We start from the raw sequence: 24,587 nt of genomic DNA on the forward strand, positions 1-24,587 counted from the left end.
AGTCTAGGTGTAGTGAGGAGAGGCTATCTCTCAGAGTGCTTGGCTCCGAGAAGACAGCCTCTCTTATAGTGTTGGGGGAGCTAAGCTCTATCTCTGTCCCTGATCATCCGCTGCGGGATAGACGGAGCCCTTATCTACTCGGACACGTACTCCATCAGCGATCTCGACAACGAACTCCTTCTCCTTGATATCACGGATTACTCCGAAGAGTCCTCCTGAGGTGACGATACGGTCGCCCGTAGTCAGTGCTTCTCGCTTCTGCTGTACTTCCTTCTGTCGCTTCTGTTGTGGACGGATCATGAAGAGCCAGAAGATGAGTACTACGGCAGCCATCATGATGATCGATGTCCATCCACTGCCCTGCTGGGCCTGTGCTTGGAGGAGGATTGTTTCCATTGTTTCTAATCTTTATTATTGGTTAGTATGATTGTTGTACCTAGGCTTTGTTACTTGAGTATCTTACCTTCCTCTCGGAGCTTCTTAGCCATGGCATCTAGGATCCCATTGACAAAGGCTGCACTATGAGCGGTAGAGTAATGCTTCGCTAGCTCTACGTATTCGTTGATCGTGATGTGGGTAGGAATACCAGGGAAATGTAGGAACTCTGCCACCCCCAGTCTCAGTAGGAGAGCATCAATGTCTGCTAGACGTTCGCTGCTCCATCCCTCGGTCAGGATGGGTTCGATGAGCTGTAGATACTCCTCCTGCTTTAGGAGCACCTGTCGTAGCAGGTGACGAGCGAAGGTCTCATCCTCGCTGTCTCTGAACATAGGTAGGAACTGATCATCAATCGGGAGCTCCTCGCTAGCCTTACGTAGAGACTTCTCGACAAAGTCCTTGACGATCTCTACGGGGCCGTTCTCGAAGCGTGAAGCTTGATATGTCCCCTGCTCCTTAGCTTCCGATATTACCTGCTGGATCTGTTCTTCTTCCCCTGATGGGCGCTCTTCGCACTCGATCTTCTCCAATACCTGTAGGTCATCCTCCCAGTATAGGGAGTGCTGCTCCAGCCATTCATTGAGATGCTCATCTTGGGCAAAGAGCTGATGGAAGACATCTGCCCAGAAGGTTTGGTCACCCTCGTAGCTAGTTTCTTTATTGCTCAGGTAGCTTGCATAGAGGCTGGAGTCCTCTATGAGGCGAATGAGATGGCGAAGTAGTGCCTCATCTTCCTCCCAGCGTAGACCGAACTGTTCGTACCACAACTGGAGCTTCTCAGAGGAAGCTAGCTGACGAGCGAAGCGGTTCTCTACCAGACGGAGGTTCGGGGTACGCTCCTCGTGGGTAGCAAGGTGCTTCCTACGACGGATGTCCAGTACCTCTTGATAGAAGTCAGTGAGGGAAGGGATGAGCTGGAGTAGGTACAGATAGAGGTCGTATGTGCGCTCTAGGCTGAGCTGTAGATCTTGCTCTGCAGCGGTCAGCTTCAGCTCTCCTCGATGGAGGTGAGCATAGGCTGTCTGTAGGACACGGGTGCGTATAAGTACTCTATTGATCATAATTCAGTAGTCACATATGCTCCAGATAGGCTCTACGAAGTCTATGCCAGCACACGAAGATACTGTATCTATCCACTAGCCAAAGATCGCCGAGAAGCTATAGAGCACACAAATATACGACGATTCAGGAAATAATGCCTACTGGGGGGAGTGCCGAACAGGGCTGACGCATAAAATCACTATAGTGCGAGGGCAAGGTCGTCAAGGAGCATACGCTGAAGCTAGAAGATAGAAGTGTCTATGTCCCAGCATAGATATGCCAAGCGAACACCTCCTACCTAGGAGGGATGAGTATACACGTGTGTACACAACTGTATACCCACGTGTACACAACTGTATACACGCGTGTACACAAGTGCGCTCTAAGTATCTCCTCTCTAGGGCTCGCTTGTATGTCTATTCCTTGGGGATAATGCCTAGGATCTTGAGTGATGGGCTAAGGCTCCCTGGGATATGAAATGATACCTCCGAAGATCCAAAGGCAGGAGTGTGTGAGCGAAATCATGCGTTGGCCCTGACTAGGTACACCGGCTAAGTATGGGATGTCTCGCTTGCCCTCAACATAGCTTTTCTACCTGTGGAGGCCTACTATTGCTCTATATCTTATGTCCTCGCACGATACCTCTATGCAGGTATGGGGGCATACCTATAAAGATCCTATTCCCCGAAGGTCGCTACATCATTGTTCTGTATTCTCTTGGAAGCCTTGGAGACACTGACCCTCTTAGTATTGAAGCGGTAGGTTACCTCTAGCTCCAGCAGGAAGCCATAGTTCTGATATGTGGATTTGCCATAGAAGTCTGGGGTCTGATAGGCTCGATGGTAGTCCTTCGTTCCCCATAGGAAGTCGATCGCAGTTAGAGATAGGTTGAGGCGGTCATTGAGAAAGCTTTTCGCCAAGGAGCCCCCGCAGTGGTAGAAGTTGTAGCCTCTACCCTCTAGTGAGATATGAGGGAAGTTGTAGCCCCCATATAGGCTTAGGTAATAGTCCTTGGGGAGGTTTAGGTTGATCGTTGAGGATAAACTCCCAGTCCAGCCTCGACTAGAGGTCAAGCTCCCAGCGAGCGCACCCTCTAGTATGCGGTATTGGGTACTTGCCTCTAGCGAAGCGCTGACGACCTTGCTGAACGAATAGGATCCATAACCCGACAAGCTAGCATCCCGATACCTACCTGCATTGCTAAACGTGCGATACATACCTCCCTCAGGTAGCACCCCGAGGTCAGCCTGGATCGCATTATTGCTGTAGCTGTACGAAGCACTGAGGTTTAGGAGTAGCTCATCCTTGGTGTACGACCATTCTGAGCCCCAAGTGTGGTGCTTCTCGCTCCTTAGCTTAGGATTCCCATAGTAGACATAGGACGGATCTTGTAGGATAGATCTAGGGCTGAGGTGTCTGATACTTGGTCTCGTAATGTTGCTTCGATAGCTTAGGCTGAGGGTGCTAGATGCCGATAGTTCGTAGGATGCTAGTAACGAAAGGAACCAGTCGTCAGAGCTCGTGCGGAAGTCATCCCTCGGCTGTAGGACATAGGAGACCTTCTCTCGTGTCCACTCCTTGCGCAGTCCTAAGCGGAGGATCCAAGGCTCCTTGACTACTTGGTACTCCCCATAGATGCCTAGGACTCGTTGCTGATGTGCAAAGTGGTCACCAGGGTTGCTCTCTACCTGCCATGCTCCTCCGAGATCTTGGTGATGGAGCTCTGAGTCGTTGCTGTTTGTACGGATGATATGCTTGACCCCTACGTTCAGCTTATGTACGGGGGATAGTGAGTAGCTAAAGTCACTCTGGAGGGTATGCTCTTTGTTGTGCGTCTTCTGCTTCATACGTTGGTTATCCCCCGTATAGTTCATTCGCTGCTCGACTAAATAGGTGTCATCAAGAGCCTTGGGCATATCGGTAAGCTGGTACATGAGGAGTAGTGTTGCATCCTTTCCCCATTTACGTTGGTAGCTAGAGGAGAAGCTGAGGGTCTCATACTCTGTATCACTTCGCTCATTGACGAGGAAGCCGTAGTTCAGTGCCCCCGACTGGTTGTGCATGCGGTGCGTCTGCCGACCCGTACCCCGAGTGTTAAGCCTGGTATAGTTGAGGTATGCATTGATGAGATTACTTGCATTAGGACTCCACGAGAGGTTGAGTGACGATAGCATTGCACTATTCTTGTCGTACTCACGCTCCTTCTCTTGGTGGAAGTGATGCCTTTGAGTATCGTTGTAGGCTATGCGGTCTAGTCCCCAACGTTCCTTATAACCACTTTGATTGGAATAGGAGATGCTGGCTTGCGCTACCACCTTTCCTAGTTGCAGGGAGAGCGAGCCATTACCGCCATACTGATTGCGTGTGTTGATCGTGCTGCCAAGGCTTGCCGTGAGGGATGAGCTAAGGTGTTGCTTCATCACGATGTTGATGACTCCACCTGCAAAGTCTCCGTCATACTGAGCCCCAGGGGTGGTTATCAGCTGTATCTCTTGGACCTGATCTGCTCGCATAGCCTTGAGTGCTTCGAGAGGATTTTGGTTTAGCTGTGGGGCGGGGATACCATTGATGTAGTAGGTGGGCGGTATGCTTCCCTTAATGGCGATGCCTGCACTGGTGAGTGAGACGAGTGGCACTCTCTGTAGGATCTGGTAGAGAGAAGAGTGCTTGGCTAGAGGGTCTGCAGATACTGCATAGTGGATTTGTCCTCCGCCTTTCATCTTGATCAGAGGCCGCTTGGCTGTGACGATGATCTCGGAGAGGGTGTTCATCAACTCTCGCAGTACGATCGGGGGGAGGCTAAGGTCTTCAGGATGTAGGGAGATGTCCACTCGTCGCCTTTCGTAGCCCATGTGTGCCAGCTGGAGATAATAATCATCCGGAGGAAGGTCTGCAAATGCAAAGTCACCCCCTCTGCCCGAGATGCTCGCCGAGATGAGTACGGAGTCTTGACTCCTCCAAAGAGCTACACTACAGTCGGGTATACCCATTCCTGAGGTACTCTGTATCCGACCGCTTATGTGGAATCGTTCTTTGGGCTTGCCGCTATTCTGACTTTGGGCAAAGGGAATCTGTGTGACAAAAGCCACAAGTAGCGTCAGGAGCCACCATGTGCAGTTAGTTCGTTTCATCATATCTGAACTTGCTCGGTTATTCTTTCTGTAAGATACGTTTACAAGGAACAAATTTAGAGATTTGGGGACAGCGGAGCAAGTACCTAGTGGTACGCTCTGTGGTGTACATTTGAACTCAGGAACAAGTGTAGAGACCAATGTATATGGTTCTTATTCCGCTCTCCCTACAAGTAAAGTATAAGCCTAGGGGGGCTTCCACGTGTTGGGTAGGGCGTTCTTAGCTAGGCTCTAGGAGCTACCTCCTATCTATGGCGGGAGAGATAGAAGTGTCGCCCCTGCTCCATATAGTCAATGGAACAGGGGCGACAGATGAGCGAGAAGTTTGGGGCTATAAGCTAAAGGGCACGTAGGCGATCCCCCTCCAGCCGAGCTACAATAGGAGCTATATCAAGGCTCATGCAGTAGGGAACTGCAGACTCAAAGCCTGCACGTACGAGCCGTGTATAGTGCTCGGACTGCTGGATATAGTTGATGCGCTGGGTGTATTCCTCGGCATAGGCTCGCCATAGATCCCGATGAATACGACTCCCATCATCAGCAGCACTACCGATCTGCTCCCCCTCAGCTAGAGCAGCCAATGCCCCAGCATAGAGCGTGTCCTCGAGTGCCATCTTCCCTTTCCAGCCTGCTGCTAGGACGAGGATATCCTTCCCCAGCTGGTGGCAATAGTGGAGGGTAGAGCGGAGGTTGATGAATGCTCCGACGAGGATCTCTTCCACACCATGCTCCTTGGCTATGTTGAGCGCTCGGGTACCATTGGTCGTAGTGAAGACGATATCCTTTCCCGAGACTAGCTCTGCTGTGTACTCGGCTGGGTCATTCCCTAGCTGGGCGAAGGGGCAACGCTGGACGTTGCGCTCTGCCGCGATGAGACAACTAAGTGTATGACCAAGCGTCTCTGCCTCCTCAGTAGTGGATACTGGGATGATACTACGAGCCCCATGCCCTAGGGCTGTGACCATAGTCGTAGAGGCACGGAAGATATCTACGATGATGACGATCGTGTCGGGACGATGATAGAGCGAATAGAGCTCTGGCGAGGGACAAAGGTAGATATTCATAGGACGGTATATACAGAGCAAAGGAGGCTCTACTGACGACAGCTGAGGTCGTAGTAGAGCCCCCTTGGCTAGAGTGATGCAGAGTGGGAGCTTAGATCCCGAGCTCCTGGCGAATGGTCGCTATCTTGTCTAGGCAAGCAGCCTCAGCAGAGGGGAATTCCTCTACGGATGCAACCTTACCACGGACACCGATGTAGAACTTGATCTTAGGCTCTGTCCCAGAGGGGCGGATTGATACCTTCGTACCATCGGCTGTCTTGTACTGGAGGACGTTGCTGGTGGTAGGCATGTCGAGTGTGAAGACTTCGCCCTTGTCGAGCCAGCGTCCCTCTAGCTTAGCATAGTCGAGGATCTCTACGACAGGACTCCCTGCAAGATTCTTTAGGGGATTCTCACGGAAGTTCTTCATCATTGCTTCGATCTCCTCAGCACCGGTCTTGCCCTTGCGTACGACACTTACTCCCTGTTCCTTGTAGAGACCATACTCGAGGAAGACCTTCTGCAGGAGCTGGTAGATGGACATGCCTCTATCACGAGCCCATGCCGCTAGCTCAGCGAACATACAGCAGGCAGATACAGAGCTCTTGTCTCGGATGAAGTCCTCACGTAGGAAGCCATAGCTCTCCTCGCCACCGCCGATATAGTTGCGCTTGCCTTCGTTCTGACGTATGACGTCTGCGATCCACTTGAAGCCCGTGTAGCAGTCATAGAGCGTCACCTCGTTGCGCTGTGCGATCTCACGGATGAGCTCTGTCGTGACGATGGTCTTGACGACATAGTCTTCGCTCTTCAAGAGACCAGACTCCTTGCGACTCATGATGGCATAGTAGACGAGGAGTGTGCAGATCTCATTCCCGTTGATCAGTACCATCTTGCCCTCGTTATTGCGGACAGCGACACCGATACGGTCGGCATCGGGGTCAGAGGCCAGGACAAGGTCGGCACCCGTAGCCTCAGCACGAGCGATAGCTAGCTCTAGGGCTGCTGGCTCCTCGGGGTTGGGTGAGTAGACCGTGGGGAAGTTGCCACTGACGACATCCTGCTCGGGCACATTGATGATATTGGTGAAGCCGATAGCTCGCAGAGCCTCGGGGATGATACGTACGCCTGTGCCGTGGATAGGGGTATAGATGATCTTCATGTCGTGATGGCGAGCGATGGCCTCACGCTGAGGGGCAGATAGGCTAGCGACGCGCTCAATGAACTTCTTGTCGAAGTCTTCGCCGATGAGCTGGATGAGCTCTGGACGGGCTTCGAAGTGGATGTCCTCGACCTTCGTGACCTTGTTCACCTCAATGATCGTATTGCGATCGTGGGGGGCGATCATCTGTGCACCATCACTCCAGTAGGCCTTGTAGCCGTTATACTCCTTGGGATTGTGGGAGGCTGTGATCATAACTCCACCCTGGCATCCTAGCTCACGGATAGCAAAGGAGACCTCAGGGGTAGGACGAAGGCTCTCGAAGAGATAGACCTTGATGCCATTGGCTGAGAATACCTCAGCCGTGATGCGAGCGAAGACGTTGCTATTATTGCGACAGTCATGCCCGATAGCGACTGAGATCTGAGGGAGAGAGGCGAACTCTCGCTTGAGGTAATTAGCTAGACCCTGTGTTGCTGCACCGACGGTATAGCGGTTCATGCGATTGGAGCCTACGCCCATGATCCCACGTAGGCCACCCGTACCGAACTCTAGATCCTTGTAGAAGGCCTCAACGAGCTCTGTCGTGTCGGGATTGTCTAGAAGTCTTTGGACTTCTGCTCTAGTCTCAGCATCGTAGCCTGAGGCGAGCCATCCATTTGCTTTAGCACGTACTTGTGCTAGGAATTCATTTTGCTCCATGAGTCTTGGATTATGATTGTGTCACTGATTACTTGCTGTGGATATATAAGGCAAAGATAAGGTTTTTACAAGGTAATGTATATAAAGACCCCACACAAAGGCTCTTCATGAGCTCCATGTGTGGGGTCTCTTGTCTATGTTGCAGGGGATTTCCCTACACCTTCTTAGTTGGTCTTAGCAGTCCAGCCCTTGGTGGTAAGAGCGTTTTGGACATTTGCAGTGAGGCGAGCTGCCTCGATCTCCAGCTGACCGCTGGGGGCTGTGAGCTGACCGATGGTCTTGACAAGCTCTGCTTCGCTCAGGCCAGTGCCCTTGACCTTAAGAGCGATGAGCTTTACAAACTTGGAGACATCAAGTGTCGTGACATCTGCGCCTGTCACATCCAGCTTCTCAACTGTTGCAGGTGAGAACATCCCCAGGAGAACAGGAAGCATAGCCTGAGGAATGCCAGCGAGGTCTAGCTCCTTAGTGCCAACTGCAATCGTGATGTTACTGTCCTTCCCTAGCGAAGGCAAGTTATGTAGCTTGGCGGTTGTGACATGTGTATCCCGAAGGGTTATATCCTTAAGTCTAGGCATATTCTCTAGCTCAAGACTGAATCCTCCGCCTCCACTAGGTCTATCAATGACAAGGACTTCTAGATCTCGACTCTTGTCGAAGGAGACCTCCGTGAAGCTGGGAGACTGTGCTCGGAATTGCTTAATCTTGGGTAGGTTATCTAGATCTAAGCTCTGGTTGGTGAGGGGAGAGCGAGAGATGAAGACCTCGAGCATATTGTTTATAGGTAGGCTTACCTTCTTGTAGTTACTGGAGCGTTCCTTGCCCTTAAAGTTTGGAAGCCCCGTATTGTAGCTCCCTAGTCCAAGCTCCTTGAGCTTCGTCTGATGGGTTAGGTCAAGATGATCGAGCACATGGCCAGCTAACCAGAGGTAGGTGAGCTCAGGTGCATTCGTTAGGTCGATAGAGGACACCTGCTGATCACCACGCCCTGTGGTTAAGAGCGTAAAGTGCTTGAGGGTAGATGAGGCCTTGCCTACCTTAAACTCAGAGATGCCATCAGCTATAATCTCTAGAGCAGCGAGAGAACCCTCAATCCCGACGACTCCTGCATCTCCAGCGACGTAAGTAAGTTTCTCTGTAGAGGCCTTTGCTCCGATAAGTGTTAGAGTGCCAGTACCCTTGACTTGGAGTCTAAAGCTTGTCCCCTTAGGGATGCGGAAGTAAACGGGTGCTGCGAGGGCTTTATTCCCGTTGGTATCGTTATCCACTATCTTGCCGATATTATTCGATGGAGGGGGAGTAGGTTCATTTCTTGACTTGCTACCACACGCTGATAGTACGAATGTAAGGGAGGCTAGTGCCATCCATATGAGTCCTTTTCTCATCTGTCTTTTCCTTTTAAATGACTAATGATTGTAAATATCTCAAGGCAAAGATAGTGAATATGTATCAGAGCCTTGTTCGTAGGGATTGGTTTCCTTATAGCTCGGAGGCGGCTACGAGGCGGTCTGCTTGATCAGATGGAGAGTGATGATAGACCAGTATCGTGTATTGGTTCTTTGTTTGGTGATGATCTCCTACAGTTGGCTGGCTAAGGAGCCTATTTTCTCCCTGAGGCTTGAAGAGAGGGAGATATTCTTGATAGCCCATCTTCAGGAGGAGCTTCCCCTCGTATCTCTGCTCCCCCTTGTTATAGAGTAGAGTACGCTGCTCCATAGGTAGGTGGCGAAAGGCTTCACCCTCTAGGACTACATCCCCACCGCTTAAGCGAGGGCTCACAAACCGAAAGAGTACCTCATGGTAGTCAGCCTCTGTCTCAGGATCATTACTCCCCATCATACGTGTGATCTGTAGCCCCTGATGGCTCTCCTCCTGTCGGTAGGCTAGCAGGCTACGATTGGTCTCTGCACGGAGCAGGAGCTGATAGCGTCCCTGTAGGGGAATGATTTGCTCTACACCTAAGCCCACAGAGCGATCGGAGAGATGCTCGAGACGGAAGTAGCTGTTCCCCCCAGCGAATCGAGCTCCATACTGCTGTTCATAGCGTAGCTCTCTCCCGATATGAGTGTAGGGGCTGGTGAGAGTGACAGCATTATCCCATCGAGCATTCTGTAGGACGACGACCTTTATCTCCCTATCTAGTCTGGGTAGGGCATTGGGGGCAGAGACCTGTATATCTACCTGCTGATGCTTCCCCTTGTAGTCTTGCCATGCTTCATCCGTCACTCGTGCTCGTATGGAGAAGAGAGACTCTACGATGACAAAGGGTATCTCTAAGAGGATCTTCTCTGGCTCATCCTCGGAGAATACCTCTAGTCGGTAGTTGCCCGATCTCTTGAGTGAGGTATGCGCATTGGGTATGCTCAGCTGGTAGTGAGCGTAGGGGACGAGGGTAGATTTGCTGGGCTTAGGAGCTTCGATGTGATAAGTGTCGAATCCCTCTATATACTCTATGGGGAGTAGTTTCGAAGGCTGCCAGTCTGCATTATAGCTACGTACCCGATAGGAGAGTAGTGGTAGCTCTCCCCCGAGTAGGTCGAAGGATATGTGTAGCTGATTCTGCCCTCCTAACTGAAGGATATTGAGACGTGGAGCTACCTTGGCAGATGCATCTCCGACCCGAGTCTCCACAGCCCCTATCTGCCCCATGAGGGATAGGGGCACTAGGCTGAGGAGGACTACACAGAGGAAATAGCGGAGCTTCATAAGACCCAAGGTGCTTAGGCGGGACTCTATCCCTCGTATTCCTGCATCTTGCAGAGATACTTTCCGACGATGTCAAACTCGAGGTTCACGACACTCCCCACACGTATGTGCTTGAAGTTCGTATGCTCGTGTGTATAGGGGATGATGGCTACCCCAAAGGAGGTCTTCTGCGAAGCACACACGGTGAGGCTCACTCCATTGACCGCAACAGAGCCCTTTTCTACGGTGATATAGCCTTGCTTAGCTAGAGCCTTATCCGTCTGATGCTCGAATCGATAGAGCCAGCTCCCATTCGCTTCCTCAACGGAGGTGCAAATGGCCGTCATATCTACATGCCCTTGGACAATATGCCCATCTAGGCGCCCCCCGAGGAGCATGCTTCGCTCTAGATTGACCTCATCTCCTATCTGGAGCATACCTAGATTGGATCTCTCTAGGGTCTCACGGATGGCTGTGACGGTATAGGTGTCCCCTTGCTGGGCGACCACAGTGAGACAGACTCCGTTGTGAGCGATGCTTTGGTCGATCTTGAGTTCGTGGGCAAAGGGGCAAGAGAGAGTGAGGTCGAGGTTATCTCCGTGCTGCTCTAGAGCAACGACCTTACCACAGGCTTCTACTATTCCAGAAAACATATCTGATCCTTTCTATATCTAAGTGTTGATAATCTTTATAGGTTCCACACCGACTACGGGGTAAGTACACTATGCGCAAAGATAAGATATCTCGGCTTCATTGTGCACCCCTCGTCGAGTGTATGTGAGGATGGATGTGCCATCACTTGGGCCTCAATGCCTATCCTATAGACTTGGGGCAAGGTGGGAGGCGATGGCGCTAGTCCATCTCAATAACGGTGATCCCAGCCCCCCCGAAGCGTACATCTTCGTCGTGGAAAGTACGTACCGCAGGGAGGCTAGATAGGTAGCTACGGATTGATTCACGTAGTGCACCTGTACCTGTCCCATGCAGTACACGGACTTGGCCGACTCCCAGCTGGAGTGCTTCGTCTACAAAGCGAGCGACTGCATCTACGGCTTCGTTTGCTCGGACACCTCGGATATCGATCTCTTGTCGGAAGGTAAGTCGCTTCTGATGGATCTGATCAATGATCTGTGTCGAGCGTACGGCCTCCTGTGGCGTTACGCTCTTCTTGTGTCGGCGAGCCTCGGCCTCTGTGGCTAAGTGTAGACGCTTTAGAGGTATGGTCGTCTTCAGAGCACCAAGTCCCACGATGGCCTCACGCTGGGTCAGTGAGAGGATGGTGCCCAGCGCCTTTTGCCCCTCAATATGCACGATGCTGCCCACCTCGATAGTCCCTTGGTGCAGGGGGGGATCGGGCGATATAGCCTCGTCTTGTGGCTTGGTCTGCTGCTCTCGCTCCTTGCTCTTACGCTCTGTCTGTCGCTTACGGCGAGCTAGTAGACGCTCTACCTCTCGTTGGGCTTTCTTGGTAGAGGCGGATAGCTCGGCCTGCTCCTCCTCTGATAGCTCTTGAGCGAAGTCTGATAGCTGCTTCCTGATGAGACGTGTCTGCTCTCGCTCTGCCTCAGCCTCTCGGATCTCTCGTATAGTCCGCTCTATCCTCCCATTGGCCTCTTGTATGAGGCGTTTGGCCTCCTGACGAGCCTCATCAAGGATCTTCTTACGCTGGGCTCTGAGGGTATCCGTCTCCTCGGTATAGCGGTCGGTAGCCTCCTGCAGGAGACGTTCGTCCTTGCGTATGCTCTGTCGCTTCCCCTCCCAGTAGCGCTTGTCTCGGATGATGTCCTGTAGGTACTTGTCCATGTCGATGTACTCAGAGCCGACCTCCTCGGTAACCTCCTTCAGTACTTCCTCGGGCAATCCTATCTTGCGGGCGATCTCGATGGCAAAGGAGCTCCCGGGTCTACCGATAGAGAGTCGGAAGAGGGGGCGCATCTCATGTCGGTCATAGAGCATAGCACCATTGATCAGTCCGGTATGCTCCTCGGCGTAGGTCTTGAGATTTTGATAATGTGTTGTGATAACTCCGAAGGCTCCCTGATCATTGAAGCGATGTAGGAGAGCCTGCGCGATGGCTCCACCTATCGTGGGCTCTGTCCCCCCTCCAAACTCATCGATGAGTATAAGACTCTGCTCGTCACACCCACGGACGAACTGCTTCATATTCCTCAGATGGGAGCTGTAGGTACTCAGGTCATCCTCTATGGACTGCTCATCACCGATGTCGATGTAGAGCTTGTCAAAGAGCCCCATTCGGGAGTGCTCCAGCATAGGGACTGGGATACCACTCTGTACTAGATACTGGAGTAGCCCAACGGTCTTGAGGCAGACGGACTTCCCCCCCGCATTAGGACCCGAGATCAAGAGAATGCGAGCCTCTGGTGTCTTTAGCTGGATGTCAAGGGGGACAATGCTCCGTCCCTGAGCCTTTAGGCTACGTAGCAGGAGGGGATGCTTTGCCCCATACCACTCTACCTCTGCATACTGGGCGAAGTGAGGGCAGATTCCCCCCAGTTCATGAGCCCAGCGAGCCTTGGCATATATAAAGTCTAGCTGGGCAAGGACCTCATAGGAGACTAATAGGTGAGAGATGTTCGGGCGAAGGCGATTGGTTACCTCCGTGAGGATACGGATGATCTCTCGCCGCTCCTCTCCCTCCAGCTCACGTATGCGGTTATTGGCCTCGACGAGCTCTACGGGCTCTACATAGACAGTCTTACCAGTGGCAGATTCATCATGCACGATACCACGTATCTTACGCTTGTGCATGGGAGCGATGGGGATCACGAGACGTCCATCTCGTAGTGCGGGCTGTACACCGCTCTCGATCCATCCCTCTCGCTGGGCTCCTTGGAGTATTCGCTGGAGCATACCTGATAGGCTACGCTCTGTCTCTCGGATAGATTGTCGTATCTGTAGCAGTTCCCTTGTGGCATTGTCCCTTAGTCGCCCCTCGTCTGTGAGTAGGCTACGTAGATGTTGCTCTACCTTGGGATAGGTCGAGCTCTTCCCTACGAGGTCGGTGAGATGGGGGTAGTGGTAGGTGAGGCTTTCGTCTAGACGTGATCCCTCACACTGCTCTTCGGTAAAGAAGCGGTGTACGGCATGAAGGGTCTCCAACATGCGTAGTAGCTCGGAGAGCTCCTCTTCCTCGACGAATGTCCCCTGAGGACGGACACGCTGTAGCACCTCCCGGCAGTCAGTCAGTGCTAGAGAGGGTAGTGCTACACTACTACTAAGTATGGTGAGCATCTCAGAGGTCTCTCCTAGAGCCCTGGTGATCAGCTCGTAGTCTGCGCTTGCTTCTAGGGATTGAACGAGCTCACGCCCAAGGGTGGAGGAACAATACTCAGAGAGAAGAGCCTGTACCTCGGTATAGCCGATCTTCTCGGCGAAATTATGTGGATAGACCTCAAGAGTCTTGCCCATATCTAGTATATAATGATTAAATAGAGGGTGAGCGCCATAGAGGAGCACACAATCCCCCCTCATAGGCTCTGCTTAGCCTATCTGAAGTGGAGTGCTACATCGCTCCATATAGGCGCGATTTCACTCTTGATAAGAGGAGAAAGTCATTAGCGACGCTTCGTCTTGCGCTTGCGTACAGACCAGCCAAAGTGTCCAATGTAGTCTCCGAGCCCGAAGTATTCCCCGTGTGCATAGACGAGTAGTCCTGCCCGCTTCATGTCAAAAGCTCCTGTCTCTGGATCAATATAAGCCTCATCAGCACGTATTCCAACGATCTCCGCTAGGAACATATCGTGGCTTCCGAGGCTCGTCACTTCTCTGACCTGGCACTCTAGGCTGATCGGAGACTCTTCGATGAGTGGTACACCTAGTACGCTCCCAGCCTCTTTCGTAAAACCACAGGAGGCGAACTTGTCCTCCTTCCTCCCAGAGACGACACCACACCAGTCTGTCTCCTTGGCCATAGAGACAGTAGAGAGGTTGATACCAAAGGCTCCTTGCTCTCTGATGATGCTATGAGAATGACGTTCAGGTCGAATGCCCACGACACACATAGGAGGATTGGTACAGACTGTACTCACCCAGGAGGCGGTGAGGATATTGGCCTCTCCACGCTCCATAGAGCCACAGCTGATCAGGACTGCAGGTAAGGGATAGATCAGTGTCCCTGGCTTCCAGTCTACTCTCATAGTAGCTCAGCCTCCTCTGCCTTGGTCTTACGCCCGCAGTAGTGGCACTCTAGGATCCCTCTGCCCTCAGTGTCTCTCGTGACATGGAAGTAGGTCTGCATTGGTTCTGCAGCGGTGATACACTTGGGATTGGGACAGCGCACGAGGCCTCTCACCTCCACGGGTAGACTTACCTGACGCTTCTCGACGACCTTGTAGTCTCGGATGATGTTGAGATGTACCTCGGGGGCTAAGAGCGTTATCTTGTCGATCTCCTCTGGAGAGAAGAAGTGGTCAGCTACCTTGATGATGCCCTTACGCTCATGGCGTGTACTCTGTAGGTTGTTCCCGATCGTGATCGGTGTCGTCAGCTCCTCTAGACGTAGGAGGCTAACGATCTCAAATAGTCGATCTGATGGGATATGGTCGAGTACGCTCCCATCACGTATTGCCTCGACTAGCATTTTCTCTTTTCTCATAAGTCTCTATTGCTTGTCTTAGGTCAATCAACCTCTATCCCGAGTACCTCGCAGAGGATGGATTGGCGGGCATATAGGCCATTCTGAGCCTGCTGGACATAGTAGGCCTGGGGGGTATCATCTACATCCTGAGCGATCTCCCCGACACGGGGTAGAGGGTGGAGCACACGTAGGTTCTCCCTGCAGCCTGTCAGCATCTCTCGATTGAGCACATAGACATTCTTTACTCGCTCATATTCCTCGAGGTCAATGAAACGCTCCCGTTGCACACGAGTCATATAGAGGATATCTACGCTCTGGATTACTTCGCTGGAGAAGTCTGTTGTCTCTACGAAGGGGATCTGATGTTGGCGACAGAAGTCCTTGCACTCCTCTGGCATCCGTAGCTCGGGTGGTGAGACGAATATGAAGCTTGGATGAAAGTGTGATAGCCCTACGATGAGGGAGTGCACCGTACGTCCATACTTCAGGTCACCGACGAGGGCAATGGTTTTACCCTCTAGTGTGCCCTGTGTCTTACGTATCGAGTAGAGGTCAAGTAGGGTCTGCGAAGGGTGCTGGTTAGCACCATCACCAGCATTGACGATAGGTGCTCTATCTAGCTCTGATGCATATAGTGCTGCTCCCTCTAGGTAGTGGCGCATGACGATGGCATCGGCATAGTTAGCTACCATAGAGATGGTATCCTTAAGCGACTCACCCTTGGACGAGCTGGAGGTCGTAGCATCGGAGAAGCCGATGACACGCCCTCCGAGTCGATTTACCGCCGTCTCGAAGCTGAGACGAGTACGTGTCGAGGGCTCGAAGAAGAGGGTAGCAATGACACGCCCCTCTAGGAGTCTACGGTTAGGATTCTGCTCGAATAGCTCTGCCCGATCTAGTAGACGGATGATGTCCTCGGCTGAGAGCTGATTGATCGATACTAAATGCTTCATATCCTTAATATGATGGTCTGATAGGCTGGGCACAATAGGCTTTGCCTATACAAAGATAGTGAGAATAGCCCTAGTAGCTCCACTCGTCTATATCGTTTGAGCCCATCCTAATGTATGCTAAAGAGGGGACATATAGGTCCGAGCTGAGGCATGAGATCATGGGAGGTCGAGAGCAAAGGGGGGTGAGGAGGCAACGCTCAAGATAGAAGCCCCATCCTCTGGGTGTAGATTTAGCAAGCATATACCTACTACCTAGGAGGGTAAAGTGTACACGTGTGTACACTACTGTATACCCACGTGTATACTACTGTGTACACACGTGTACACAACTGCGCTCTAAGTATGTCCTCTGTAGCACTCTAGTATGTGTGATTCTCGGGGCTAACGCCTAGGCACATTAGAGATATGGCTAAGAGTTCCTTAGGCATGAAATAGCAGCCCAAAAGAGTCAAAGAGTGGAGAGTACGAAGAGTGATCAAGTGTTGGCTCTGGCATATAGGCCTTTTCTCTAGGGCTAAATAGAGAGGTTTTGTATCTTTGTCCATGTAACTAACACACACTATATACTCAATGACGTCTATTGAAGAGACCCCAATGAGATACAAGATCGCTCTCTCCCTCATCAAGGGGATGGGGGCTAAGGGGACACGATACTTTATTAACCATATTGAGGACCTAGAGGAGACTTTGACTCATCCCCAGCAGCTACGTGGAGTGCTTCCTCGTCTCTCGGAGAACATCTACCAGCAGCTCTGTAGCTCAGCCCTCCTTATGGAAGCAGATCGGATCCTAGAGGTCTGTGAGCGAGAGCAGATTACCCCATATTTCTTCCTCGATGACGGCTATCCAGATCTTCTCTATCAGTGTCTTGATGCCCCCACGATCCTCTATGTCCGTGGGGCACTCCAGAGCTGGGAACAGCTCCGAAGCCTAAGTATAGTAGGGACAAGGAATGCCACTAGCTATGGGCGTGGGATAGTCACCTCTCTCATCTCGGAGCTCGCTCAGCGAATCCCCTCCCTCCTCATCACAAGCGGTCTAGCCTATGGCATAGATATCCAAGCTCATCGCTCAGCACTAGAGTGTGGTCTACCTACGATCGCCGTGCTTGCCCATGGACTAGATACCATTTATCCTGCAGCCCATCGGCGAGAGGCACAGCAGATGCTGGAGCAAGGAGCGTGGGTCAGCGAATATGCTCCAGGTGTGAAGGCTCGTCCCTCCAGCTTCCTTGCACGTAATAGGATCATCGCAGGACTAACAGAGGCAACGATCGTTATAGAGGCTGGGAGTAGGAGTGGGTCACTCTCTACAGCTCGTCTTGCCCTAGAGTATAACCGAGAGGTGTTCGCAGTCCCAGGGCGTATTGGTGATACCATGAGCCTTGGGTGCCATCAGCTTATCGAGGAGAGTAGGGCTCATCTGCTCTATGGGATCGATGAGCTTGTCTCTGAGCTAGGGTGGGGAGTAGAGGTGAGACCAGTAGATGGAAGGGCGACAGCCTCCATCACGAGACAAGGAGCACCCTCCTATAGCCATCCCATACTACGTCTCTTAGATGAGCAGGGGACGATGACGCTCGATGAACTAGCACGAGCACTTACGATGACAGTTGCAGCTATGAGTGATCAGCTCTTTGAACTAGAGTTGGAGGGGCTCATCGAAGCCCAACCAGGAGGCTCATACCGTATCGCCTAGGGGCAAAAGGGGAAAAGAATCCCCTATACCCTCATAAAGCAGACAGAGCTAGATGCACATCGGCATCTAGCTCTGTCTGCTTTGTTTTTCTAGGATAGCTATTCTAGCTCTGTATCCTTCAGTGGTAGCTTTAGAAGGACTCAGTTTACTATGTTGAGTTATACTATTTCTAGCGATACTCTATAGAGAAAAGGCTTGAAGAAGCTCCTCGACGTAGTCAAGCTTCTCCCACGTGAAGAGCTCGACCTCCAGCTTGGTAGTGTTACGTCCGCTCAAGGGGAAGCTCTTCTTGACGATGCGTGGTGTACGGCCGAAGTGTCCATAGCTAGCTGTCTCCTGATAGATCGGGGCGCGGAGCTTGAGACGCTGCTCGATCATGTAGGGACGTAGGTCGAAGACCTTCCTCACGACCTCGGCTATCTCATCATCGGAGAGGGCGACGTGTGCCGTACCCTTGGTGTCTACGAGGATGCTGATGGGCTCTGCTACACCGATGGCGTAGGCTAGCTGTACAAGCACTTCGTCAGCTACACCTGCTGCTACTAGGTTCTTGGCGATATGTCGAGCTGCATAGGCTGCTGATCGGTCTACCTTAGAAGGATCCTTGCCTGAGAAGGCACCGCCACCATGAGCAGCCTTCCCCCCATAGGTGTCTACGATGATCTTACGACCCGTGAGCCCGGTATCGCCATGCGGACCACCGATGACGAACTTGCCTGTGGGATTGACTAGGAGCTTAATATCTCCACTGAAGAGTCCCTGCATATCCTCTGGGTATCGTGCGAAGACGCGGGGGAGAAGGATCGTACGCAGATCTTCTGTGATACGCTCCTGCATAGCTCGGTCTGCCTGCTCCTGAGCCTTGTTGGAGGTGTCACTTGGGCTGATAAACTCATCGTGCTGCGTGCTGATCACGATCGTCGTGACACGTAGGGGCTTACCTTCGCGGCTGTACTCGACTGTGACCTGACTCTTAGCATCAGGGCGCAGGTAGGGCATTAGGTGTAGCTCCTCCTTGCGGATGTGAGCAAGCTCCTCGAGTAGAGCGTGGGAGAGGTCTAGAGGTAGAGGCATCAGGGATGGGGTCTCACGGCAAGCATAGCCGAACATGATCCCCTGGTCACCTGCCCCCTGTTCCTCGGGTGCGGTACGCTCTACACCACGATTGATATCTGCACTCTGTCCATGGATGGCGGAGAGTATCCCGCAGCTATCGGCGTCGAAGCAGTAGGAGCTCTTGTTGTAGCCTATCTTGCGGATGACCCCACGTGCGATGTCTTGTAGCTCTACGTAGGCATCGCTCTTGACTTCGCCAGCTAGGATGACTTGTCCCGTGGTGACTAGGGTCTCACAGGCTACCTTGGACTGAGGGTCAAGTGCCATGAAGTGGTCAAGGATAGTATCCGATATCTGGTCGGCTACCTTGTCTGGGTGTCCCTCTGAGACGGACTCAGAGGTAAAGAGATAACTCATATATCTATTCTTACTATAACTAGGTTAGTTGATCTCCCCTAACATGAAAAGCCTCGACTGCTTATGGTTAGCAACCGAGGCGGACTAATGCTGTAGTGCTCGACCCTTCTCCGTAAAGGAGCCTTGGGGAGCTCGTCACAGTAGGGGAGTGACGGGTTTAGCATTTTTTCGCGTGGTTGCAAGCATCTCAAATCTATCCACGTAGAGGTATTATTTACGGACACAAAGATACAAAAGTTTGCTGGTATACCAAGTTGTGTATTCAGCAGTTGCCTGCGTATAGGTCGACTATACCGCAGAAGGAAGAGCTTTGCTAAGCCTCTTACTTCTCATCATAATCTCCCATCCTAAGTGAGTGTCGAGCACGAAACAACAATTAAGACCTCTCCCTCGATAACTAGCTCCGTATCGGTCATACCGAGAGGGGAGGAGAGGAGATACCGAGAGCGGGGAGGCGGACACGTAATGCTCGCAGTGGTCACCTTACATAGGTGATGAGGACGAACATTACGTGTCCTATCAGAGGTGTGTTGGGTGGCTTGTAGAGGGGATCTCGGAATGTGTTCTATTCTCTTATGGCTATGTCATGGGGCTGTGGCTTTCGGTCTTGGATAAGGTATGCTGTGGCTTCGGGGCGAAGAGAATAGAGATCCTTTGGGGTAATGGGGAAGGGGCTGGATGAGAGATGGTGGGGTAAGGGGGGATTATGGATAGGCATTCATAGTGGAGGGGATGTATAATAAGGAGAGGAGGTAGCCGAGGCCGAATGACCTTTGGCTACCTCCTCTGTATAGCATACTAGGGGATTGTCCCTAGGGAATCTTCCTCCTAACGCATTAGGATGAGGATGGGCTAGGGAGCATCAGGGGTAAACATAGGATCCCAAGCGGGGAGCTGTACGGGCTTGGTCTTGAGGAGCTCTAGTACCTTGTCCGTGACATACTTCTTATTTACCACGAGACGGAAGGTGTAGGCATCGAACCACTCATCCGTCATGATGATGTGTCCCTTGACGCCGCTCTTCTCGCCCCAGCTGTTCTCGACCTTCCACTTGGTGGGCTTGCCATTTGCATCTAGGTTTACAGCCTTCAGCGTCATTGCGTGGGTGGAGCCACTGTCGAAGCTCTGGATACGCTCCGCCTTGGTCATATCAAAGGAATAGCCGAGGAGCGAAGTGTAGTCGTAGTTATTCAGAGCTGCGATTCCCTTGGAGCGATCAAGCTCACGACCGACGTCACAGGAGTAATACATCATCGTATTATCTCGGAGCGAGGCTATCGCCATCTGCTTGATTTCCTCCATGGGGAGGTTCACATAGGTCCAGTTCTTGCCGTCATAGGCATGGCGGTCGAAGTCGATCTCATAGACCTTGTAGTAGGGGCGGGAGGGATCGTTCATGAGCATTACGAACTGATCGCGCATATCCGTGCCTACGAACCGCTTATAGAAGCTCTGTGGGGTGTAGGTCTCTGTGGAGATAGCCTTGCCATTGGCATCACGTAGCGTGTAGGTGAAGCTCGTGGGGGGAACACCGAGGTTGAGGCTCAGGATGCGATAGACTTGCTTGAGGCAGTTGTCCTTGCGCTTGCGTAGCTGGGCGAGGCTTTCACCAGAGGCAGAGGCCTTGCGGATCTGGATACCAGCTTGGCGCAGGGTGCGTGCGATCATGCTCCCCATGAGTCGGGTATCATTGCTGGAGGCTGTCTCGGGCATGACCTCTGCGGGCACTACGCCATACTTGATGAGGTTATCTGAGATACCGGTGAACTGCCCGCCATCGCTGATGGGGTTCTTGAAGAGCCATTCTACCTTCTTGTCGGTAACCTCTGCCTTACGGGTCTCGATGATTCCCTCGAGGAAGAGGTTGGCTTTCTCGAGCTGATCCCAGAAGAAGGAGTAGTTCTGCGAGAAGAAGAAGGTCCCAGACTTCTCCCGTGCCATGAACTGGGCGCGTAGGACATTGAGCCCCGTGAAGAGCCAGCAACGACCACTCTGCTGTTGATCCGAGATGCCTGCACTCTTGACCTCGATGGAGAAGGAATCTTCGATGGTACGTGGGCGGGCGGGATTGACAAAGAAATCCTTCATACCCTGCAGGGCGATGGCATTGTGCAGGGCACGCTCTGTGGGAGTGTTGGGCTCGCTCTTACGCAGCTCCTCGAGGAGGTGAGGGGTGATCGCCCCCTCCTTGCTCTGTGCCGAGGTGGTCACTGGGGAGGCAACGGCTAGCACGAGCGCTAGAGAAGTAAGCAATACTGATTTCATAGGATGATGTATAAAGTTAAGTGTATGTCTTAGGGCTGAGGGTTCTCTTCCTTGTCGAACCAAGAGGCGTACATCTGATAGTTGTTGGCGATACGCTCGTTGAGTTCCTTGCTCTGCTCGGGGGATACCTTCTTGATGAACTTGGCGGGTGTCCCGGCATAGAGGCTGTAGGGCTCGATAATCGTCTTAGCTAGGACGACAGAGCCAGCTGCTACGATAGCCCCCTCGCCTACGATAGCATCATCCATCACGACAGAGCCCATACCGATGAGGGCGTAGTCCCGGATGTGGCAGCCGTGTAGGGTGACGTTGTGACCGATCGAGACGTTGTCGCCGATCTCGATCGTAGATTTTTGGTAGAGGGTATGCAGGATAGAGCCATCCTGGATATTGACATTGCGTCCGATACGGATGGAGTTTACATCGCCCCGAAGGACGGCATTGAACCACACACTGCATCCATCACCGAGGACGACATCCCCGACGACGGTAGCATTGACTGCGAGGAAGCAATCTTCGCCGATCTGAGGTGTGAAGCCTCGTACGGACTGTATGAAAGCCATAGGATAGAAGTTGATTATTGGGTGAGTAGGATAATATATTAGTAGAAGAGGCTACACCACGGGAGGGTGATGTAGCCTCTTCGGAGGGTCTCTATGGGAGTGCCTAGAATAGCTTCGTGGGATACTCGCCAGCATCTACTAGTGCCTGTATCTTCGCCACTACATCTGGGCGGTCAGCAGCGTAGGTGACCCCGAACCACTGGTCTGGAGTGTCAAGTACCTCGACCGTGACCTTATGCTCGGCGACGAGTAGATTGACGGGTAGGGGGATGTAGTACTCGAACTTGGGGTTCGTATCCAGAGCCTTCAGGAAGTGGCAGAAGAGCTCATTGGAGTAGTCGAAGTAGTCGGGAGTGAAGCCCCACATATTCATAGATACGGGGGTATTCTCCTCGAGGTATTGAGTCGTACCGTTCTCGTCGGTGAAGCAGATACGTCCTGCTTCATCGCGCGAGATAGCAGTACGCTCGACGACCTCGGTAAGGAAGCCCTTTTCGTCTACCTGGCAGACACCACGAGCAACAGAGCCGCTCTCGCTAAGTGTATTGCCAACACGATAGCCGATCATACAGTACTTGTCACGAGTGTCGGAGAAGCTACGTAGCTTATCAGCTAGGGTGGCGAAGCCGTGACGACCATAGAAGTCATCAGCGTTGATCACAGCGAAAGGCTCACGCACGACAGACTCTGCCATCATCACAGCGTGGTTGGTGCCCCAAGGCTTCTCACGCCCTTCAGGAACAGTGAAGCCCTCAGGGAGCTTGTCGAGATCCTGGAATACAACCTCTACAGGGATCTTATGCTCATACTTAGAGATAATCTTCTCCCGGAACTCCTTCTCGAAGGTATGGCGAATGACGAAGACGACCTTACCAAAGCCTGCACGTATGGCATCGTAGATCGAGTAGTCCATGATCGTCTCCCCAGAGGGGCCTAGTCCATCGAGCTGCTTGAGCCCACCATAGCGACTGCCCATACCTGCGGCGAGTACGACGAGTGTTGGTTGTTTCATTGTGCTTCTTACTTATTATATAATGATTCTTGCTATAGACAGCGTTATTTCTTCTTTACTGTGATCTTCTGACCGACACTGAGGCGATCGGAGGAGAGTCCATTAGATCGCTTTAGTTCGCTGACAGATACCCCATACTTGCGAGCGATCGAGGAGAGAGTCTCTCCAGAGTGTACTCGATGCTGGGATGCTTGTCCCTTAGACGCCTTTTCCTTCTTTGATCGCTTGCTCTGCTTGCCCTTACGTCCTCTCTTTGTGGTGACTTCGAGCTCTTCATCCTCCTCTTGGATGTCTTGGCGACCCTTCTTGGTCCCGCTGTTGGGCCCTTCGAGATTGACACGTAGCTCGGGTGAAGATACACCTTCTCCGATACTATCCAGCTTTAGGATAGCAGAGAGAGGAAGACGTATAGGATAGGGGGTGTTGTTCCCGGGAATGATCCCTCGGCGGAACTGGGGGTTGAAGGCTGATATCGTCTCTTGGTCTACACCCGTAAGCTCAGCAATACGGTCGAAGGTCACCCGATGAGATGCCGTATAATAGTCGGTAGCTAGAGGACGACCGAGCTCACGAGGATAGATCCCGTATTCACGATGATAGTGCATTGCGAAGTATGCACCGATGAATAGAGGAATGTAGCGACGTGTCTCGTTGGGGAGATAGCGATAGATGTCCCAGAAGTTAGCCTTGGAGACACCTGAGCGCTTCAGAGCACGATTGACATTCCCTGGGCCGCAGTTGTAGGCTGCTAGGACAAGCCACCAGTCACCATAGATGTTATAGAGATCCTTTAGGAAGCGGCAAGCGGCCTCTGTGCTCTTGATGGGGTCCATTCGCTCATCCACGAGGCTATTGACCGAGAGACCATAGATCTTACCTGTGGGGAGCATGAGTTGCCACAGACCTGCGGCTCCAGCTGGCGAAATGGCCTTGGGGTTGAGCGCGGACTCTACGATGACGAGATAACGCAACTCCATAGGGAGACCATTCTTGTCTAGTGTGACCTCTATCTCAGGGAAGTATAGGTCAGCTAGGGAGAGCATCGAGCTCAAGAGCCCCCTTCGTTTGTAGAGGTAGAGCTCAATGGATTCACGTATAAGCGGATTGTAGCTGAAGTGCATCGCCGTAGGCATCTTGTTCAGCATGCGTATATACACGCTATCAGGGGTGTAGGGGACGGCTACGGATGATGGGGTGACGCGAGAATTGGTACGAGCGCCCTTGTGCACACCATATCCTCTATACCACTGCTCTAGGAGCGCCTCGACATCCCTGTCTAAGGAAGAGGGGAGTGTGATCGGATCAAGCAAAGCCGAGGCAAGGGATAGGCTAGAGGTCGTACGGCTACGAAGACTATCCGTCTGAGCCTGTAGTGTGAGCGTAGAAAAAAGAACTAACGAAGAGGCGATTACCTTGAGATAGGATTTCATTGGCTATCCATATTAGAAGGTGAGGCTACAATTCACTCCCAGCTGGTAGGCAGGGAGGCCGAGCTTGGGTAGTCCCACCTCCGGGACCACCCTTAATGATAGATCTGGACTAATGTCGAAGGTGTAGAGCTCTGCATCTACGTATGCATCTAGGATGGAGAGACCGTAGACAAGCACACTGACGACGACACTGAGATCTCGATAACGTCGATAGAAGTCATTCCCTCGCTTGAGGGTCTGCTTGAGGGAGGAGTACTGGGCATAGTCCTCTGCCTTGGCTCCAGAGGGGGCGAAGACTAGCCAAGCGGTATTCTTGGATGGGTCTTCGCTCATGATGTCTCGATAAGCAGCATGGTACTCCTGATACTGGCGGTTATTCCAGGTGATGGAGTAG

19 protein-coding genes are annotated in these 24,587 nt (G+C 52.2%); 1 reads left to right on the forward strand and 18 read right to left on the reverse strand.

Translation table 11 applies throughout. The annotated features are described in order from the left end of the window. Positions 1-87: 87 nt before the first annotated feature. The 12 genes from yajC to pyrB all read right to left on the reverse strand — a co-directional run bounded on the left by yajC (position 88) and on the right by pyrB (position 15,752). Positions 88-396 carry a preprotein translocase subunit YajC gene (gene yajC / locus QZ554_RS01615; RefSeq protein ID WP_297193782.1) on the reverse strand — a complete coding sequence of 103 codons (309 nt, stop codon included), beginning with the start codon at positions 394-396 and terminating at the stop codon, positions 88-90. A 50-nt stretch (positions 397-446) separates the two neighbouring features. Then, positions 447-1,499 (reverse strand): transcription antitermination factor NusB, encoded by a 1,053-nt coding sequence (gene nusB / locus QZ554_RS01620; protein ID WP_297193784.1) that lies wholly within the window; start codon positions 1,497-1,499, stop codon positions 447-449. 657 nt (positions 1,500-2,156) lie between these two features. Further along, the gene (locus tag QZ554_RS01625) at positions 2,157-4,613 is read right to left on the reverse strand and encodes a TonB-dependent receptor (RefSeq protein ID WP_297193786.1); all 2,457 of its coding nucleotides are present in this window, start codon (positions 4,611-4,613) and stop codon (positions 2,157-2,159) included. 335 nt (positions 4,614-4,948) lie between these two features. Continuing rightward, positions 4,949-5,674 carry a 2-phosphosulfolactate phosphatase gene (locus QZ554_RS01630; protein ID WP_297193788.1) on the reverse strand — a complete coding sequence of 242 codons (726 nt, stop codon included), beginning with the start codon at positions 5,672-5,674 and terminating at the stop codon, positions 4,949-4,951. Positions 5,675-5,765: 91 nt separating this feature from the next. After that, entirely contained in the window at positions 5,766-7,517 is a 1,752-nt protein-coding gene (locus QZ554_RS01635; protein WP_297193790.1) for a phospho-sugar mutase, read from the reverse strand. A 164-nt stretch (positions 7,518-7,681) separates the two neighbouring features. Next, the gene (locus tag QZ554_RS01640) at positions 7,682-8,785 is read right to left on the reverse strand and encodes a hypothetical protein (protein WP_297193792.1); all 1,104 of its coding nucleotides are present in this window, start codon (positions 8,783-8,785) and stop codon (positions 7,682-7,684) included. Positions 8,786-8,996: 211 nt separating this feature from the next. Beyond that, positions 8,997-10,223 (reverse strand): type IX secretion system plug protein domain-containing protein, encoded by a 1,227-nt coding sequence (locus tag QZ554_RS01645; protein ID WP_297193794.1) that lies wholly within the window; start codon positions 10,221-10,223, stop codon positions 8,997-8,999. Between the two features lie 26 nt (positions 10,224-10,249). Further along, the gene (locus QZ554_RS01650) at positions 10,250-10,855 is read right to left on the reverse strand and encodes a riboflavin synthase (protein ID WP_297193796.1); all 606 of its coding nucleotides are present in this window, start codon (positions 10,853-10,855) and stop codon (positions 10,250-10,252) included. A 199-nt stretch (positions 10,856-11,054) separates the two neighbouring features. Beyond that, positions 11,055-13,631, reverse strand: a complete 2,577-nt coding sequence (locus tag QZ554_RS01655; protein WP_297193798.1) for a Smr/MutS family protein — start codon at positions 13,629-13,631, stop codon at positions 11,055-11,057. Positions 13,632-13,777: 146 nt separating this feature from the next. Next, positions 13,778-14,359: a flavin reductase family protein gene (locus QZ554_RS01660; RefSeq protein ID WP_297193800.1), complete on the reverse strand. Its 582-nt coding sequence runs from the start codon at positions 14,357-14,359 to the stop codon at positions 13,778-13,780. Beyond that, a complete protein-coding gene (locus tag QZ554_RS01665) occupies positions 14,356-14,817 on the reverse strand; it encodes an aspartate carbamoyltransferase regulatory subunit (protein ID WP_297193802.1) in 462 nt (153 codons plus the stop codon). Before QZ554_RS01665 ends, QZ554_RS01660 begins: the two co-directional genes overlap by 4 nt. A 23-nt stretch (positions 14,818-14,840) precedes the next feature. Further along, positions 14,841-15,752 (reverse strand): aspartate carbamoyltransferase, encoded by a 912-nt coding sequence (gene pyrB / locus QZ554_RS01670; protein ID WP_297193803.1) that lies wholly within the window; start codon positions 15,750-15,752, stop codon positions 14,841-14,843. 594 nt (positions 15,753-16,346) lie between these two features. On the opposite strand from pyrB, the gene dprA reads away from it, so the two are divergent. Further along, on the forward strand, positions 16,347-17,450 hold the full coding sequence (dprA, locus tag QZ554_RS01675; RefSeq protein ID WP_297193806.1) for a DNA-processing protein DprA: 1,104 nt from the start codon (positions 16,347-16,349) through the stop codon (positions 17,448-17,450). 180 nt (positions 17,451-17,630) lie between these two features. On the opposite strand, the gene metK is transcribed toward dprA, so the two are convergent. The 6 genes from metK to QZ554_RS01705 form a co-directional block, all read right to left on the reverse strand. Next, a complete protein-coding gene (gene metK, locus QZ554_RS01680) occupies positions 17,631-18,923 on the reverse strand; it encodes a methionine adenosyltransferase (protein ID WP_297193808.1) in 1,293 nt (430 codons plus the stop codon). Between the two features lie 852 nt (positions 18,924-19,775). Further along, a complete protein-coding gene (locus QZ554_RS01685) occupies positions 19,776-21,188 on the reverse strand; it encodes a C1 family peptidase (RefSeq protein WP_297193810.1) in 1,413 nt (470 codons plus the stop codon). 29 nt (positions 21,189-21,217) lie between these two features. Next, complete coding sequence (locus tag QZ554_RS01690) at positions 21,218-21,751, reverse strand: gamma carbonic anhydrase family protein (RefSeq protein WP_297175826.1); 534 nt, start codon at positions 21,749-21,751, stop codon at positions 21,218-21,220. A 103-nt stretch (positions 21,752-21,854) separates the two neighbouring features. Next, entirely contained in the window at positions 21,855-22,763 is a 909-nt protein-coding gene (locus QZ554_RS01695) for a sugar phosphate nucleotidyltransferase (RefSeq protein WP_297193812.1), read from the reverse strand. A 44-nt stretch (positions 22,764-22,807) separates the two neighbouring features. Continuing rightward, positions 22,808-24,193 carry a lytic transglycosylase domain-containing protein gene (locus QZ554_RS01700; protein WP_297193814.1) on the reverse strand — a complete coding sequence of 462 codons (1,386 nt, stop codon included), beginning with the start codon at positions 24,191-24,193 and terminating at the stop codon, positions 22,808-22,810. Between the two features lie 12 nt (positions 24,194-24,205). Next, a partial coding sequence (locus QZ554_RS01705; protein WP_297193815.1) for a DUF5683 domain-containing protein occupies positions 24,206-24,587 on the reverse strand: 382 nt, incomplete at its 5' end.

It is taken from the genome of uncultured Porphyromonas sp. (assembly GCF_915070105.1).
In the GTDB taxonomy this organism is placed as follows: Bacteria; Bacteroidota; Bacteroidia; order Bacteroidales; family Porphyromonadaceae; genus Porphyromonas.

Excerpts from the sequence above, each read along its gene's own strand:
- dprA (WP_297193806.1), top strand. The coding sequence starts at position 16,347 with ATGAGATACAAGATCGCTCTCTCCCTCATCAAGGGGATGGGGGCTAAG.
- QZ554_RS01685 (WP_297193810.1), bottom strand. The coding sequence starts at position 21,188 with ATGAAATCAGTATTGCTTACTTCTCTAGCGCTCGTGCTAGCCGTTGCC.
- QZ554_RS01625 (WP_297193786.1), bottom strand. The coding sequence starts at position 4,613 with ATGATGAAACGAACTAACTGCACATGGTGGCTCCTGACGCTACTTGTG.
- QZ554_RS01630 (WP_297193788.1), bottom strand. The coding sequence starts at position 5,674 with ATGAATATCTACCTTTGTCCCTCGCCAGAGCTCTATTCGCTCTATCAT.
- QZ554_RS01665 (WP_297193802.1), bottom strand. The coding sequence starts at position 14,817 with ATGAGAAAAGAGAAAATGCTAGTCGAGGCAATACGTGATGGGAGCGTA.
- pyrB (WP_297193803.1), bottom strand. The coding sequence starts at position 15,752 with ATGAAGCATTTAGTATCGATCAATCAGCTCTCAGCCGAGGACATCATC.
- QZ554_RS01700 (WP_297193814.1), bottom strand. The coding sequence starts at position 24,193 with ATGAAATCCTATCTCAAGGTAATCGCCTCTTCGTTAGTTCTTTTTTCT.
- QZ554_RS01695 (WP_297193812.1), bottom strand. The coding sequence starts at position 22,763 with ATGAAACAACCAACACTCGTCGTACTCGCCGCAGGTATGGGCAGTCGC.
- QZ554_RS01650 (WP_297193796.1), bottom strand. The coding sequence starts at position 10,855 with ATGTTTTCTGGAATAGTAGAAGCCTGTGGTAAGGTCGTTGCTCTAGAG.
- metK (WP_297193808.1), bottom strand. The coding sequence starts at position 18,923 with ATGAGTTATCTCTTTACCTCTGAGTCCGTCTCAGAGGGACACCCAGAC.
- yajC (WP_297193782.1), bottom strand. The coding sequence starts at position 396 with ATGGAAACAATCCTCCTCCAAGCACAGGCCCAGCAGGGCAGTGGATGG.
- QZ554_RS01660 (WP_297193800.1), bottom strand. The coding sequence starts at position 14,359 with ATGAGAGTAGACTGGAAGCCAGGGACACTGATCTATCCCTTACCTGCA.
- QZ554_RS01645 (WP_297193794.1), bottom strand. The coding sequence starts at position 10,223 with ATGAAGCTCCGCTATTTCCTCTGTGTAGTCCTCCTCAGCCTAGTGCCC.
- QZ554_RS01655 (WP_297193798.1), bottom strand. The coding sequence starts at position 13,631 with ATGGGCAAGACTCTTGAGGTCTATCCACATAATTTCGCCGAGAAGATC.
- QZ554_RS01635 (WP_297193790.1), bottom strand. The coding sequence starts at position 7,517 with ATGGAGCAAAATGAATTCCTAGCACAAGTACGTGCTAAAGCAAATGGA.
- QZ554_RS01690 (WP_297175826.1), bottom strand. The coding sequence starts at position 21,751 with ATGGCTTTCATACAGTCCGTACGAGGCTTCACACCTCAGATCGGCGAA.
- nusB (WP_297193784.1), bottom strand. The coding sequence starts at position 1,499 with ATGATCAATAGAGTACTTATACGCACCCGTGTCCTACAGACAGCCTAT.